A 14,920-nucleotide genomic window follows, 5' to 3' on the forward strand; every position below is an offset into this window, starting at 1 on the left:
TACGATCCGGGCAGCGAATCATCAGGAAAATGCACCTGCAAAACCAGCCCGCCGGAAACGACATGACACGACCGCGCGCCTCCAGATCCGCCATCGCCACCTTGCTCATGCTGCTGGCTGGCCAGGCAACCGCATCCTTGGCGCCATCGCCAACGCTCGCCGATTGCGACATGCCGGGCTTCGCGCGGACCCTGTCCGAAAGCACGCAAGCCTCCCCGTTTCCGGCACGGGCGCACTGGCTGGACCGGCGCACGATCCGCTGGCCCGGCAGCCCGCTTGGCGGACACTACCGTCTGCACCACGCACGCGAGGGCGGCATCGTCGCTGAACCGGGGAAGCCGGTGTCCGGTTCGGACGGCGCAGTCGAGGTCTTCCCGTTCGCGGCGATGCTGCCAGGCGAACTGGAGGATCGCTTTGCATTCGTCGGCAAAGGAATGAACCTGACGGCCGCCGACAGCGATACCGCGCGCATCCCGGAACTGCTGCGCGGGCAACTGCTGCTGGTGCGCGAGGACCACGACGGCAACGTCCTCGATGCCACCGCGCTGCAGCATGCCGGCGTGCTGGACGACCTGTACGCTGGTGCCGCAACGGAGACCACGTTGGGCGTGACCGTCGACGGCAACGGTACCCGCTTCGACCTCTGGGCGCCGACCGCGCGCAACGTCGCCCTGTGCCTGCATGAGACAGCAGACGCTCCGGCCGCATCCCTGCAGCCGATGAGCCGCGACGACGCCAGCGGCGTCTGGTCGCATGCGGCCCGCGACGACCTGTCCGGCCACTACTACACCTATCTCGTGGACGTGTACGTGCCCGGCGCCGGGCTGGTCCGCAACCGCGTCACCGATCCCTATTCCATCGGCTTGAACGCCAACTCGCGACGCAGCTGGGTCGCCGACCTCGATGCGCCTGCCTTGAAGCCCGCGGGCTGGGACGACAGTCGCGCACCGGTACTGGCCGCACAGACCGACATGGTCATCTACGAGTTGCACGTGCGCGACTTTTCGATCCACGACGGCACCGTGCCCGCGGCCGACCGCGGCAAGTACCTCGGCTTCACCCATCCGCACTCCGACGGCATGCGCCATCTGCGCGCACTGGCCGAGGCCGGCATGACCGACGTGCACCTGCTGCCGGTGTTCGACATCGCCACTATCCCCGAGGTCGGCTGCATCACGCCCGAGGTGCCCAACGCGCCGCCCGACAGCGAGCGCCAGCAGGCCGCTGTGATGGCCGTCGCCGCGGACGATTGCTTCAACTGGGGCTACGACCCGTTCCACGTCGACGTGCCCGAGGGCAGCTACTCCAGCGATGCCAACGACGCGGCGGTGCGCATCGTGGAGTTCCGGCGCATGGTGATGGCGCTGCACGATGCCGGCCTGCGCGTGGGCATGGACGTGGTCTACAACCACATGTCGGCTTCGGGGCAACACGAAAAATCGGTGCTCGACCGCATCGTGCCCGGCTACTACCAACGGCTGGATGCCGATGGCCGCGTGACGCAATCGACCTGCTGCGAGAACACCGCCACCGAGCACGCGATGATGGCGAAACTGATGATCGATTCGGCGGTGCGCTGGACACGCGACTACGGGATCGATTCGTTCCGCTTCGACCTGATGGGACACCAGCCACGCGAAGCGATGGAACGCCTGCAGGCAGCGGTCGATGCGGTTGCCGGGCGGCGTGTCAACCTGATCGGCGAAGGCTGGAACTTCGGCGAGGTCGCCGACGGCGCACGCTTCGTGCAGGCCTCGCAGCTGTCGCTGGCCGGTGCCGGCATCGGCACCTTCAGCGACCGCGCGCGCGACGCGCTGCGCGGCGGCGGGCCGGCCGACGGCGGCAAGGCCTTGCTGAGCGAGCAAGGCTGGCTCAACGGCCTGGTCTACGCGCCCAATGCGCATGCCGATCCCGAGCGCCCGCGCGCCGACCTGCTGCACGCCGCCGATCTGGCACGCGCTGGCCTGGCCGGCACGCTGCGCGACTTCGAACTGGAGGCCGGCGACGGTCGCCGGCTGCGTCTCGACCAGCTGGACTACAAGGGCCAGCCTGCCGGCTATGCCAATCAGCCCGGCGAAGCGGTGAACTACGTCGAGAACCACGACAACCAGACCCTGTTCGACATCAACGTGTTCAAGCTGCCGCAGGGCACCTCGCGCAAGGACCGTGCGCGGGTGCAGGTGCTGGGCATGGCCAACACCGCCTTCAGCCAGGGTGTGGCCTACTTCCACGCCGGCATCGAGGCGCTGCGCTCCAAGTCGCTGGACCGCAACAGCTACGACTCCGGCGACTGGTTCAATCGCTTCGACTGGACGTTCCAGGACAACTTCTTCGGCAGCGGCCTGCCACCGGCGCAGGACAACCGCGACAACTGGCCGCTGATGCGCCCGCTGCTGGCCGACGGTTCGATCAAACCGCACCCGGAGCACATCGCCTTCGCCCGCGACGCCCTGTACGACCTGCTGCGCATTCGCGCCAGCACGCCGCTGTTCCGCCTGCACAGCGCGGATGAAGTGAAGCGCCGCCTCACCTTCCCCAACAGCGGCCCCGAACAGAACCCCGTGGTACTGGTCGGCCGACTCGACGGCGAAGGGCTGGACGATGCCGGCTTCGGCGAGGTGCTGTACTTCATCAACGCCAGCCCGGACGCGCAGACGCTGGTGCTGCCTGAACTACGCGGCCTCGCCTACACCTTGCACCCGGTGCACCGCTCGACCTCCGCGGCCGACGTTCGCCCGCGCGGGCTTGCCCGGCATGCGCCGGAGACGGGAACCTTCGTCGTGCCCGGCCGTACCGCGCTGGTCTACGTCAGGCCTGCGGATGCATCGCCGTGACGCACGCGCTGATCGCCCATCGAACCGTGTCGCGCTCAGGGACCTGACGCAATGGCGCACGACGGGCAGTCGAATCGCCGGAAGCCCCTATGAATACGTATGCAAGGCGATTTCCAGCACCCGCGGGACGACTACCATGACCTCGCGCACCCGGGTAAGCCACCCCGGAGCCGCCCAGCGTTCCGGCAACACGTCGGCGCAGGCCCATCACGAATCGAAGACGACATTGCCTTGGGAGGGGAAAATGTTGCAACGCAAGCGCAACCTGCTCAGCGCCGCACTGGCCACCGCGATCGTGGTCGCCATGCCACAGGTGCAGGCGCAGGAACAGAACGACACCGAATCCCAGGGCGAAGCGTCCGAACTCGATCGCGTCACCGTCACCGGCATCCGCCGCGGCATCGAAGGCGCCATCTCGGTCAAGAAGGATGCGACATCCATCGTCGAGGCGATCTCCGCCGAAGACATCGGCAAGCTGCCTGACGTAAGCATCGCCGAATCGCTGGCGAGGCTGCCTGGCCTTGCGGCGCAGCGCGTCGCGGGGCGCGCACAGGTCATCAGCGTGCGCGGCCTGTCGCCCGACTTCTCCACGACGCTGCTCAATGGCCGCGAGATGGTGAGCACCGGCGACAACCGCAGCGTCGAGTTCGACCAGTATCCGTCGGAGCTGATCAGCGGCGTCACCGTGTACAAGACCCCTGACGCGGCCCTGATCGGCCAGGGCCTGTCCGGCACGCTGGACATGCAGACGGCACGCCCGTTGAGCTTCGATGGACCCGTCGGTGCCATCGGTGTCCGCGGCCTGCATAACGCCCTCGGCGCCGCGGCCGACGCCACCAGCTATGGCGAGCGCATCAACGCCAGCTACATCACCCAGTCGGAAGACCGCCGCTTCGGCTTCGCCGTCGGCTACTCGCACTCCACCACGCCGGTGCAGGAGAACCAGGTGGGGCTGTACGAACCGTGGCAAGCGATCGGCGAGGGCTGGCGGCCCGGCGTCACGCCCGGCACGTTCTATTCCGACGGCATCAAGGCCCTGCGCCGTACCGGCGAAACCAGGCGCGATGGCCTGATGGCCACGCTGCAGTTCCGCCCCTCCAATGCCTGGACCAGCACGCTCGACCTGTTCTACTCCAAGGCCGAGCAGGTCAACACCGCGAACCAGTTCGAGGTGCACATCGGCGACTACAACGGTGGCTTCGACCGCTTGCAGGTCACCAACCCGCAGGTCAACGGCAACAACACCTTCACCGGCGGCGTGGCGAACAACGTCTATCCGCTGGTGCGCGGCATGTACAACCAGCGCGAAGACGAAATCAGGGCATTCGGCTGGAACAACGCCTTCAGCGTGGGCATGGCGAGCATCGTCGCCGACGTGAGCTACTCGCGCACCGAGCGCGACGAGCTCAACCTCGAGAACAACCTGCAGCGCCTGCCTTCGCCGCAGCTCGACTCTGTCGGCCTGGAGTTCCGGCAGGATGGGTTCTCGCAGATCCGGCCGGGTTTCGACTACTCCAATCCGTCCGAGCTGTTCCTGGCCAATACCATCTACGGTTCCGGCTACGGCAAGGTGCCGCGGGTCGAAGACGAGCTGCGCGCCGTGCGGGTCACGGCGTCGGTCCCGGCGCCCGAATCGCTGACGCTGTTTTCCGACTTCGACTTCGGCATCAACCATGCCGATCGCCAGAAGAACAAGTGGCAGCCGGAAGGCAACATCAACCTGGGCCCGGGCGGCGTCTCGGCCATCGCTTCCGACCTGCAGTACCGCCCGGTCGACCTCGGTTTCGCAGGCATCGGCGCCATCCCGGCATGGAACGTGCCGGCGGCCGTTGCGCGCTACATGACATTCGAACCGGTCGACAACCTGTCCTACCTCATCCCGAAGGCGTGGCAGGTGGACGAGGAGATCACCACCGGCTTCGTGCGTGCGAACATCGACACGCAATGGGGCGCGGTGCCGGTGCGCGGCAACGTCGGCGTGCAGGTGCAGCACGTCGACCAGTCGTCCACCTCGCGCTACTGGGACGCCACGCGCCCGGAAGGACAGAACGTACAGCCGATCGTGCGCGGCAAGACCTATACGGACGTGCTGCCGAGCCTCAACTTCGCGTTCTCGCTCACCGACGACCAGACGCTGCGCGTGGCGCTGGCAGAACAGGTCGCACGCCCGCGCGTGGACGAGCTGCGCGCCTCGCTGGAGTTTGGCGTGAACACCGCGACTGGCGAACCCGGCGGCGGCGGCGGCAACCCTGAACTCGACCCGTGGCGCGCCTATGCGTTCGACATCTCCTACGAGAAGTATTTCGGCGCCAGGGCCTACCTGGCGGCGGCGTACTACTACAAGGACCTGCGGACCTACATCTACACCGAAGCCCGCGACGGTTACGACTTCAGCGACCTGCTGGTCGACTACGTGCCCGGGCCGGGCGAGCCTCCGACGCAGAGCATCGGTCGCTTCACCGCGCCCTACAACGGCGAGGGCGGTTCGATGCAGGGCATCGAGCTGACCGCATCGATCCCCTTCGACCTGTTCAGCGATGCCATGCGCGGCTTCGGCATCATCGCCAGCGCCAGCTTCAACGACAGCGACATCACCATCCCGCCGCCGCCAAACGCGCAAAGCAGCGTGGGCAGTGAGAGCATCATGCTGCCGGGCCTGTCCGAGCGCGTCTACAACCTCACCGCGTACTACGAGCGCAACGGCTTCGAGGCGCGCGTCAGCCAGCGTCGGCGTTCGGATTTCATCGGCGAGATCGGCAACTTCGACGGCGACCGTTCGCTGCGCTACGTCGTCGGCGAGAACATCACCGATGCGCAGGTCAGCTACGCCTTCGGCGACCACACCGGCCTGGGCGGCCTGAGCGTGCTGTTCCAGGTGAGCAACCTGACCAACGAGGCCTACCAGACGTATGCCGGCACCCGCGACCGCCCGCTAGAGTACATCGAGTGGGGCCGCACCTACCTGCTGGGCGTGAACTACCGCTTCTGAGCCCGACGGGAAGCGCACCAGCCCCGCCGGCAGGCCTTGCGGCGGGGCGTTTCATTGGTCCCGCGAGCACTGGCCCCACCAGGGCTTGGTTGTCCCGGCACCCGGCGTAAGCTAGAATTCGCGACCCTGCACGGCGGTATCGGCAGCGATCGGGCGGTTAGCTCAGCGGTAGAGCACTACCTTGACATGGTAGGGGTCACAGGTTCGAACCCTGTACCGCCCACCACGCCTCCAGGCGTGGTCCCGGCAGGACGACCAACGGCGCCTATTGGCGCCGTTTTTGCGCCTGCGGTAGGCACATGGCCGGTCAACCGGCCAGCGTGGCCTCCTTCAGCCGGCGGATCTCGTCGCGCACCCGGGCCGCGTCCTCGAACTCCAGGTCGCGGGCGTGCTGGTACATCTGCTGCTCCAGCGCCTTCAGCCGGCCGGCCAGCCTGGCCGGGTCCATCGCAGCGTAATCCTCGGCCGGTTCGGCCACCCGGCGCGCCTTGCCGCCCCGCCCCACCTTCACCATCTCCGGCTCCTCGCGGGCGCCTTCCATGATGTCCATCACCGCGCGCACCACCGACTGCGGGGTGATGTCGTGCTCGGCGTTGTACTCCAGCTGCTTCTGCCGGCGCCGGTCGGTCTCGTCCAGCGCCGCCTGCATCGAGTTGGTGATTCGGTCGGCGTAGAGGATCGCCTTGCCGCGCAGGTTGCGCGCGGCGCGACCGATGGTCTGGATCAGCGATCCGCTCGAGCGCAGGAAGCCTTCCTTGTCGGCATCGAGGATCGCCACCAGCGACACCTCCGGCATGTCCAGGCCTTCGCGCAGCAGGTTGATGCCGACCAGCACGTCGAACTTGCCCAGGCGCAGGTCGCGGATGATCTCCACGCGCTCCACCGTGTCCACGTCCGAGTGCAGGTAGCGCACGCGCACGTCGTGCTCGCCAAGGTATTCGGTGAGGTTCTCCGCCATGCGCTTGGTGAGGGTGGTCACCAGCACGCGGTCGCCCATCGCCACGCGCTTGTGGATCTCGCCCAGCAAATCGTCGACCTGCGTACCCACCGGACGGATTTCGACCTCGGGATCCACCAGGCCGGTCGGTCGCACGACCAGCTCGGTCACTTGCCCTTCGGACTTTTCCAGTTCGTATTTTCCGGGCGTGGCCGAGACGAAGATGGTGCGCGGCGAGCGCAACTCCCATTCCTCGAACCGCAGCGGGCGGTTGTCGAGCGCCGACGGCAGACGGAAGCCGAATTCCACCAGCGTTTCCTTGCGCGAACGGTCGCCCTTGTACATCGCACCGATCTGCGGAACGGTCACGTGCGACTCGTCCACCACCAACAGCGCGTCCGGCGGCAGATAGTCGAACAGGCAAGGCGGCGCCTCCCCCGGCATGCGGCCGGTGAGGTGGCGCGAGTAGTTCTCGATGCCGTTGCAGTAGCCCACCTCGGCCATCATCTCCAGGTCGAACTGCGTGCGCTGCTGCAAGCGCTGCGCTTCCACCAGCTTGTTGGACGCGTAGAACTGCTCCAGCCGCGGCGGCAGCTCTTCCTTGATCGCATTGATCGCGTCCAGCACGGTGCGACGCGTGGTGACGTAGTGCGATTTGGGATAGATGGTGTAGCGCGGAAGCGAGCGGCGGGTTTCACCGGTCAGCGGATCGAACTGGGTCAGCTTTTCGATCTCGCCATCGAACAGCTCGATACGCAGCGCCTCGTCGTCCGACTCGGCCGGGTGCACGTCGATCACCTCGCCGCGCACGCGATAGGTACCGCGCCTCAGCTCGGTATCGTTGCGTGAATACTGCATCTCGGTCAGGCGGCGGATCAGCTCGCGCTGGTCGATGCGCTCGCCGCGAACCAGGTGCAGCACCATCTTGAAGTATTCGTTCGGGTCGCCCAGGCCGTAGATCGCCGAGACCGTGCAGACGATGATCGCGTCGCGCCGTTCCAGCAGCGCCTTGGTCGCCGACAGCCGCATCTGCTCGATGTGTTCGTTGATCGAGCTGTCCTTGTCGATGAAGGTATCGGTGGACGGGACGTAGGCCTCGGGCTGGTAATAGTCGTAATAGCTGACGAAGTATTCCACCGCGTTGTGCGGGAAGAACTGCTTGAACTCGCCGTACAGCTGCGCCGCCAGGGTCTTGTTCGGCGCCATCACCAGCGTCGGCTTCTGCACCGCCTGCACCACGTTGGCGATGGTGTAGGTCTTGCCCGAGCCGGTGACGCCCAGCAGCGTCTGCCGCGCCAGGCCGCTCTCGAAGCCCTCGACAAGCTTTTCAATCGCCTGTGGCTGCTCGCCCGCCGGCTGGTAAGGCGCGACGAGCTGGAAACCGGCGGGGTGCAGGGTATCTTTCATGTCAGCCTGTCAGTGTAGGTTCGAGTCGAGCCCGGGACAAAGGCCCAGGCGCGGACGGCGAGATCCGCGCACGAGGATCGTATGGGGCCGGATGCGGGCTTTTCCTACCCATCCACCCGCATTCCCCCGATTCAGCCTCTTCAGCCAATGCCCGACTCTGGCCCCGTGAAGAGGCCACGGAGGGCCGCCATGAACCGCAAGGACGCGGGCTTCACGCTGATCGAGGCAGTTGTCGTGATGGCGGTGATGGTGATCCTCCTCACCATCGCCGTCCCATCGATGGCCAGCCTGCTCGAGCGCCAGCGTGCCGCCAATGCCATGACATCACTGACCACCCAGATGGCCCAGGCCCGGATGGCAGCCATCACCTACCGAAAGCCCACGATCCTGTGCCCATCGTCGGACGGTCAGCACTGCCATCCAGGCGGGGACTGGAGCCTGGGCTGGATGCTGTTCCTGGACCGCGACAACAACCGCCGCCCCGATCCGGGTGACGACCTGCTGCGCGTGGACCTGCAGCCGCGCAGCCAGCACCTGAGGCTACCCGGCACCCGCGGCCGTCCTTACCTGCGCTATCTTCCGGATGGCCGTAGCGCCGGCACCAACCTCACGATCAATGTCTGCAACCGGCAGGGTGAAAAGCTGGGCGCCGTGATCGTGAACAACGCAGGCCGGCCACGGACGGAGCGCCCGAAGGTGCCGACACCGTGCCCGGGCTGATCGACCATGCTTGCCCGGGCCTGCCCTACCCCGTAAAATGCGCAGCCCCGCCCGAATAGCTCAGCCGGTTAGAGCACTTGACTGTTAATCAGGGGGTCGTTGGTTCGAGTCCAACTTCGGGCGCCACTGTCTCTTCCGCGTACATCCCCATGCGTCCGCATGGGGGCGGAAACTCCAACCGGATCAAACCCTTGACGGCCGCATAAGTCCGCAAGCGTTCGGGATTGTCCAGTTCCAGCCGGCAGCATCTGCGCGTAGAAAAGTGCGTAGATGCTGACCGATGCCGCCATCCGCGCACTCAAGCCGAAATCGACACTCTACCGAGTGGCCGACCGGGATGGCCTGTGCCTGGAAGTCACCACGCGCGGCGCCAAGCACTGGCGCTACCGGTACCGTTGGGCCGGCAAGGGCCGCATGATCAGCCTGGGCAGCTACCCCGTCATCACCCTCGGGATGGCACGTGATCGCCTCCTGGATGCACGCAGGCAACTGGCCACTGGCACGGACCCGGCACAGGCTAAGCGCAAAGCCACGCGCGCCACCGCCGAGGCTGAACACGGAAGATTCCCGACGTTCGCTGGCGCGTGGCTCGAGGAGCAGAAAAAGAACGTCAAGCCGCGGACCTTCGACAAGATGACCGCGATCGTCGGAAGGGATCTGATCCCCGCCCTCCGCCAAGCCAACATCGCGACGCTCACCACACCCGAGGCCATGCGCGCCCTGGGTCCAATCAAGAAGCGTGCGCCCCACATGGCGATCAAGGCAGTGGGGTACCTCAATGACATGGTGGACTACGCCATCAAGCAAGGCGTCCGGGAGGATGGACGAACGCTCAGCCTGAAGGGTGCCGTGAAACTCCCCAAGGCGATATCAGTCCCCTCGGCCCAGACTCCCGACGCCTTGCGGGGTGTTCTCGTTACGATCGATCGATACCCGAACGAGATCGTCCGAACCGCGCTTCAACTGATCGCATTGACCGTCCTCAGGCCCTCCAACATCGCCGAGGCCCGCTGGGAGCACATCGACACCGAGAATGCAGTCTGGAAGATACCTGGCGAGTTCATGAAAACCGGCGAAGATCACCTGGTGCCGCTGCCGACGCAGGCACTGGACCTGCTCAACAAAGCAAGAGAATGGTCCAGAAAGGATGGCTGGGTATTTCCGGCGTTGTCTCGCAGGGGCACACCCCACCTGCATCGCGACACGCTCAGCAAGGCATTGAGGGACTCAGGCCTTAAAGGACAACACGTGCCACACGGATTCAGAGCAAGCCTGCGCACGCTTGCGCGCGAGGAGTTCGGTATCGACATCGACGTTCTCGAGGCACAGCTGGCGCATAGCCGAGGCAATGCAACAGAGCAAGCTTACAACAGGGCAAAGCACCTAAAGTCGCGCGCAGTCGTGATGCAGCGTTGGGCCGACTGGCTTGACCAACTCCGACGCTCAGCGGGTAAGACGATCAACCCTCGGTAGAGAACCGCGATCCCAACACTCTTTCCAACGACCCCTCGATCATCTGGACTTGCATCGATCTCGCCGGATCTCTCTTCAGCTCCGAAATCAGGGCGCGAACTCCCGAGACCGCATAGTCCGACTGTTTCATGAGAATGTCCAGGATCTCGACTTCTACATCTATTCCCTCCAAATATCCTTCAAGAAAACTGCCATCAGGCTTAACAAGGCTCTGTGAGAGAGAAGCGCCCTGCACAATGCTCGCACCAACCAAACCAGAGATGATCCCGAGCTGATGCGACGTTAATCTGATCTCATGATCCATGCTCGATACCTCGCGCTTCAGTAACTACATCCAGCTCCAAGGCTGACATCTCACACATTCGGTTCAACGACCTCAAACCTCTTCGGGGGACCCCATCCCATACGTTCGATGTATCGCAGCGCATGCGTCATCGAACGGAACACTTCGGGGCGAGGCGTGTTCCATCCCATAGGGCGAACAAGTGCTGGAGAGTTCGGCAACACCTCCGCCCGCAGCAACCGGGTGAACCCGAGACCTTCTACCAGAAGCACCCACTTCGTTGCGTCGCCCTTCAATTGCGCCGGGCGAATTCGCTTGACCAATCCCAGCATTCTGGCCAAATGGACGGCGGCGGAATCTACTAGTTTCAGCATCACAAAATCTCCTCGAAAAAGAGCACGAAGGGAAACGTCCTAACCGGCAGACATCAACCTCGTGCAACACGTACGGACCGTCTCCAAATCGCACATGGAACCTCGTGCCGCGTCGTGCAAACAGGTGTTAGCCTCAGCGTCGACCCGGGGCGAACAGCATCACACCACGCAAGACGCTTTCGAACCGATTCCTCCAGACGCATGCGCTCTGAAAGTCGCTCCGCCAACATCATCTCGGCTTGCACCTTGAGATCCAATAGCCACTTTCGCGGCGATTGTGCCAACACCGACAGCGCAGAATCAGCGGCCGAAATGGCGATCTCCGCTTTGCGTAGCCCGGCGAGGCACGCAAGATGAACCACCGTATCGTCGTGGCCTCCTGCTGTACCGCCTGCGATTGACCCGCCATCTACCTCAACATTTCTCAGTGAGCGAGCAAGACCGTCCAGCTCCGATGGCACTTGACCATCGTAATTGTGGCGATACTCCTCGACATGGTGCGCCAGCATCTCGGCATGCCGCGACCACTCGACTCGCAGGCCATGAACCAGCTGCAATCCAACCTCCCATCCTCGCCCATCCAGCCCCCAGTCGCGTGATCCGGTCATCCGAAGGCCCTTGAAGCAGTCGGCGTGAATCTGCTGCAGCCTTCCCACCTCCCAGAGGAGCATGATCTCTGCCGCATTCGTGACAATGATCTCGTCCATGCGGAGATCGGTCTCGCCACTGTTCAAAATGATCTTCTCCTCGTCGGCTGTTTACGACGACCAGCCCCTGTCAGTCGTGTTGGTCTACGGTTCAAGGAATCGACCCCAATGCCCACTTCCGCCAAACGGGCCGTCACCAAGCCCTGATGTATCGACACCACAAGCGCCAGCTCCTCCATACCTAACTCCACCTAGTCCATCAGGTAGGTCGTGTTGGAAATCAAAACCGTATGGGTTTCCCATGATATCCAGGCCTGACTCGTCCCCAGAGATCATGAGGAGTCCTGTCGCTGGATTGATGACATGCCTGTTGACATCCGCAGCCCGCCCGACCTCCAGCGCAATCATCTCAAGGTGTTCTGTAGTCGCCGGATCGACCTGCGCCTCACACCGATCTGCTACATCCCGGAGATCGTGACCGAACAAGCTGAGTTCTCGGCAATCTTTACCGTCGCCCCCATTTGCGTCGCGCCCACAAGCGGCTCCCGGCTTGCACAGCGTTCGCGACAGCAGCACCGCAGGGATTCCGATCAACACCCACAATACGATCTCCACCACGAATCACCTCGCCCACTGCGCGCACTTGATGAAACCCGTGTATACCACGCCATGTCCACATGCAAAACTAGCTGATTACTGGTTCAGTTTATGCCTCGAATCGAAGCCGCATATGCATCCAGTCGAGATCAATTTTTCAGACCATCCAGCTTGGGCGATCCATCGTCGATCCACTTTCAGATAGCCATGCCTAAGTAGATCGAGCATTGACGCGTCATCAGGAAACCGGACCAACTGCATCTCCAATACGACCCCGCTCTTGCGGACAACCGCACCACTCGATGCGCATCTAGCGCCCCATCAAGAATCCAGAGTCGCTACGAAGCTGCCTCGTCCAGATCTTCAGCTCCGCAGCGGTGTAGCGTAAATCCTTGAACCTGGCCCATGCACCTCGCATCCACATGACTTGCCGGATATGCGAGATGATCGTGTTCCGCTCAAGCGGGTGTGCGCCATCTAGAATGTATGGATGCTCCGCCGGGCCCACGCTGCTGCAACAGACGATTCGAGAGGGATATCCGGCCATGGACTCAGCGCTCGGATCGTAGGCGCCGATCACGCGTCTCCAATCAAACTCGATGCCGTGCTCACGCGTTTCGCCAACCAGGAACACCCGCGATGTTCGGGCACTTGGCGTTTCGCGCAGTATTTCCACCCGCAGCTGATGACGTTCAGCCCGGCAGCGCTCCACGAGCACTGATGACGCTTCCGACAGATCTTGTTGCATGTCGTGGACGTGTGTCGCAAACCCACCCACGCCCTGGTCGAACCGCAAAAACCCGTCACTCCGATACTGGTCGGCCAGGCTCCACCAAACGCGCTCCATAGCAACCTCCTACAAGACTAGGAAGCTCAGCCTAAATCGGTTCTTTGCGCATTAGTGCCGGTTTCGGCCTGTATTTCTACGGCGAATCGGGGGCTTGAGGGGAAGACCAAGCTGCACAAATGGCAACAGCGGCCGGTTGGAGATCGACCCGACGGCGCGTAGCCACCGGCCTCCGCCCCGGAAGATTGCCTAAAGCCGCGCGAGCGAACCCTCCACAGCCCGTTCGACCACATACTCAACGGGAGATTCGCCGACACCCAGTGCCTTGAAGTGCGCCATTCGTGTTCGGAGACCCAGTTCCGAGATGTGCGCGGATGCGTTCGACGGTCGGCCGTTCGCCTGCAGCAACGAGCTCGTCCGCAGCGATGTGGAAGTCGGATTTGGTGATTCCTCGAATCACAAAAGCGCTTCCCACGCGAGCGCTCTACTCTGACATTTGCGTAATAACGATAAGTGATGATTATCGTGAGTATAAGCCCTATTTCATAGCATACATTACATAGTATGAAACGAAATAACACATTACCCACCAATGCAGCGACGGTCACCAGCTTGGTGTTGCCGGAACAACTGGCCCAGCAAGCCGCCGACGCGGTGCGCGAACTGCTCGCCGAAGCGGCCGCTGCCAACACCACCCGCAGCTATGCGACCGCCCTACGCTACTGGGCTGGCTGGCACCAAGGCCGTTATAGGGTCGAATTAGCACTGCCCGTCAGCGAGGCCGTGGTAATCCAGTTCCTGGTCGACCACATCCAGCGCAAAAGCAAGACCGTCCTGGTCAGCGAACTGCCGCCAGCGCTGGATCAAGCTCTGGTGGCCGCTGGCCTCAAGGCCAAAGTCGGGCCGCTTAAGCTGTCGACCGTGGTCCAGCGCGTGGCCGTGCTCTCGACCGCCCATAAGCTCAAGCGGCTGGCGAACCCCTGCGAGCTGCCCACTGTCAGGACGCTGCTCAGCCGAGCTCGGCGTGCTGCGGTCAAACGTGGTGAACGCCCCACCAAGAAGACCGCCATCACACGGGTCGAACTGGAAGCCATGCTCGCCACCTGTGACGACAGCCTCGAAGGCCTGCGTGACCGTGCCCTGCTCTGCTTCGGGTTCGCCAGCGGCGGGCGCCGGCGTAGCGAAATCGCCGCCGCAGACATGCATGATCTGCGCAAGGTTGGAGATGATGGCTACATCTACCGTCTGGAGTACTCGAAGACCCAGCAGGCAGGGGTGAAAGCAGATTCGACGCCGGACAAGCCAATCCTGGGGCGCAGCGCAGAGGCGCTGGCGGCTTGGCTTGAGGCGGCCGGAATCCACGAAGGGGCGATCTTCCGGCGGATCTGGAAGGATCGAATCGGCCCTGCCCTACTCCCTGGCTCGGTGGCATCTATCGTGAAGCGTCGTGCCAGATTGGCAGGACTGGAGGGGGATTTTGGAGCGCACAGTCTTCGATCGGGGTTTGTCACCGAGGCTGGGAAGCAAGGGGTGCCGCTGCCGGCAGTGATGGCCATGACGGAGCATCGTTCCGTGGCGAGCGTGATTGGGTATTTTCAATCCGGTGCTGCAGAGGACAATCCAGCAGGCCGCCTTCTCAAATAGGGCCATCGCGCACCGATTGCTGCCATCTCGGAATCGTGGCCTTTCGGCATGCACCACTTGTTCCGAGACACGGCCGACCAGGACTACATCATGGCGCGGGTCGCCTACCGATCCCGGATGTATCCCCAGTTCCACCGGGCGGGCTTGCAGGCCATCGAGAAGTACCTCAGACCATCCTGCTCTACAACCGGATCCCGCAGCCGCCCCGCGGACTTGGGCACAACCTCG

General features: G+C 63.8%; 11 protein-coding genes, 2 tRNA genes and 1 pseudogene. 8 read left to right on the forward strand and 6 right to left on the reverse strand.

Annotated features, from left to right (window positions below):
- Window positions 1-62 precede the first annotated feature (62 nt).
- From E2F46_RS06545 to E2F46_RS06555, 3 genes are all read left to right on the forward strand, one after another.
- Window positions 63-2,834 carry an alpha-1,6-glucosidase domain-containing protein gene (locus E2F46_RS06545; protein ID WP_133321283.1) on the forward strand — a complete coding sequence of 924 codons (2,772 nt, stop codon included), beginning with the start codon at window positions 63-65 and terminating at the stop codon, window positions 2,832-2,834.
- A gap of 244 nt (window positions 2,835-3,078) precedes the next feature.
- A complete protein-coding gene (locus E2F46_RS06550) occupies window positions 3,079-5,823 on the forward strand; it encodes a TonB-dependent receptor (RefSeq protein ID WP_133321284.1) in 2,745 nt (914 codons plus the stop codon).
- A 151-nt stretch (window positions 5,824-5,974) separates the two neighbouring features.
- A tRNA-Val gene (locus tag E2F46_RS06555) sits at window positions 5,975-6,049 on the forward strand.
- Window positions 6,050-6,130: 81 nt separating this feature from the next.
- Here E2F46_RS06555 and uvrB read toward each other — a convergent pair.
- Entirely contained in the window at window positions 6,131-8,167 is a 2,037-nt protein-coding gene (gene uvrB, locus E2F46_RS06560; protein WP_133321285.1) for an excinuclease ABC subunit UvrB, read from the reverse strand.
- Between the two features lie 189 nt (window positions 8,168-8,356).
- Between uvrB and E2F46_RS06565 the strand changes: the two genes are divergently transcribed.
- The 3 genes from E2F46_RS06565 (at window position 8,357) to E2F46_RS06575 (ending at window position 10,360) form a co-directional block, all read left to right on the forward strand.
- Window positions 8,357-8,887, forward strand: coding sequence for a GspH/FimT family pseudopilin (locus E2F46_RS06565; RefSeq protein ID WP_133321286.1), 531 nt, complete (start codon window positions 8,357-8,359; stop codon window positions 8,885-8,887).
- Window positions 8,888-8,936: 49 nt separating this feature from the next.
- A tRNA-Asn gene (locus E2F46_RS06570) sits at window positions 8,937-9,013 on the forward strand.
- 144 nt (window positions 9,014-9,157) lie between these two features.
- The gene (locus E2F46_RS06575) at window positions 9,158-10,360 is read left to right on the forward strand and encodes a tyrosine-type recombinase/integrase (RefSeq protein WP_133321287.1); all 1,203 of its coding nucleotides are present in this window, start codon (window positions 9,158-9,160) and stop codon (window positions 10,358-10,360) included.
- Here the strand turns inward: E2F46_RS06575 and E2F46_RS06580 are convergent.
- The 3 genes from E2F46_RS06580 to E2F46_RS06590 are packed head-to-tail and all read right to left on the reverse strand — an operon-like array spanning window position 10,347 to window position 11,724.
- Window positions 10,347-10,664 carry a hypothetical protein gene (locus E2F46_RS06580; protein WP_133321288.1) on the reverse strand — a complete coding sequence of 106 codons (318 nt, stop codon included), beginning with the start codon at window positions 10,662-10,664 and terminating at the stop codon, window positions 10,347-10,349. The genes E2F46_RS06575 and E2F46_RS06580 overlap by 14 nt on opposite strands.
- A 50-nt stretch (window positions 10,665-10,714) precedes the next feature.
- Window positions 10,715-11,017 (reverse strand): hypothetical protein, encoded by a 303-nt coding sequence (locus tag E2F46_RS06585; protein ID WP_133321289.1) that lies wholly within the window; start codon window positions 11,015-11,017, stop codon window positions 10,715-10,717.
- A 53-nt stretch (window positions 11,018-11,070) separates the two neighbouring features.
- Window positions 11,071-11,724, reverse strand: a complete 654-nt coding sequence (locus E2F46_RS06590; protein WP_133321290.1) for a hypothetical protein — start codon at window positions 11,722-11,724, stop codon at window positions 11,071-11,073.
- 303 nt (window positions 11,725-12,027) lie between these two features.
- On the opposite strand from E2F46_RS06590, the gene E2F46_RS06595 reads away from it, so the two are divergent.
- A complete protein-coding gene (locus tag E2F46_RS06595) occupies window positions 12,028-12,357 on the forward strand; it encodes a hypothetical protein (RefSeq protein ID WP_133321291.1) in 330 nt (109 codons plus the stop codon).
- 214 nt (window positions 12,358-12,571) lie between these two features.
- On the opposite strand, the gene E2F46_RS06600 is transcribed toward E2F46_RS06595, so the two are convergent.
- Both E2F46_RS06600 and E2F46_RS06605 read right to left on the reverse strand, forming a co-directional pair.
- Window positions 12,572-13,108, reverse strand: coding sequence for a hypothetical protein (locus E2F46_RS06600; RefSeq protein ID WP_133321292.1), 537 nt, complete (start codon window positions 13,106-13,108; stop codon window positions 12,572-12,574).
- Window positions 13,109-13,388: 280 nt separating this feature from the next.
- Window positions 13,389-13,508: pseudogene (locus tag E2F46_RS06605) on the reverse strand (DNA-binding protein); the annotation flags it as partial.
- A 104-nt stretch (window positions 13,509-13,612) separates the two neighbouring features.
- On the opposite strand from E2F46_RS06605, the gene E2F46_RS06610 reads away from it, so the two are divergent.
- A complete protein-coding gene (locus tag E2F46_RS06610) occupies window positions 13,613-14,692 on the forward strand; it encodes a tyrosine-type recombinase/integrase (RefSeq protein WP_133321293.1) in 1,080 nt (359 codons plus the stop codon).
- The last annotated feature ends 228 nt before the right edge of the window (window positions 14,693-14,920 follow it).

Origin of the sequence: Luteimonas aestuarii, assembly GCF_004357985.1 — a bacterium.
In the GTDB taxonomy this organism is placed as follows: Bacteria; Pseudomonadota; Gammaproteobacteria; order Xanthomonadales; family Xanthomonadaceae; genus Luteimonas; species Luteimonas aestuarii.

Bases quoted from the DNA above. Each gene is read 5' to 3' on its own strand.
- E2F46_RS06545 (WP_133321283.1), top strand. From the start codon at position 63: ATGACACGACCGCGCGCCTCCAGATCCGCCATCGCCACCTTGCTCATG.
- E2F46_RS06550 (WP_133321284.1), top strand. From the start codon at position 3,079: ATGTTGCAACGCAAGCGCAACCTGCTCAGCGCCGCACTGGCCACCGCG.
- uvrB (WP_133321285.1), bottom strand. From the start codon at position 8,167: ATGAAAGATACCCTGCACCCCGCCGGTTTCCAGCTCGTCGCGCCTTAC.
- E2F46_RS06565 (WP_133321286.1), top strand. From the start codon at position 8,357: ATGAACCGCAAGGACGCGGGCTTCACGCTGATCGAGGCAGTTGTCGTG.
- E2F46_RS06575 (WP_133321287.1), top strand. From the start codon at position 9,158: ATGCTGACCGATGCCGCCATCCGCGCACTCAAGCCGAAATCGACACTC.
- E2F46_RS06580 (WP_133321288.1), bottom strand. From the start codon at position 10,664: ATGGATCATGAGATCAGATTAACGTCGCATCAGCTCGGGATCATCTCT.
- E2F46_RS06585 (WP_133321289.1), bottom strand. From the start codon at position 11,017: ATGCTGAAACTAGTAGATTCCGCCGCCGTCCATTTGGCCAGAATGCTG.
- E2F46_RS06590 (WP_133321290.1), bottom strand. From the start codon at position 11,724: ATGGACGAGATCATTGTCACGAATGCGGCAGAGATCATGCTCCTCTGG.
- E2F46_RS06595 (WP_133321291.1), top strand. From the start codon at position 12,028: ATGCCTGTTGACATCCGCAGCCCGCCCGACCTCCAGCGCAATCATCTC.
- E2F46_RS06600 (WP_133321292.1), bottom strand. From the start codon at position 13,108: ATGGAGCGCGTTTGGTGGAGCCTGGCCGACCAGTATCGGAGTGACGGG.
- E2F46_RS06610 (WP_133321293.1), top strand. From the start codon at position 13,613: ATGAAACGAAATAACACATTACCCACCAATGCAGCGACGGTCACCAGC.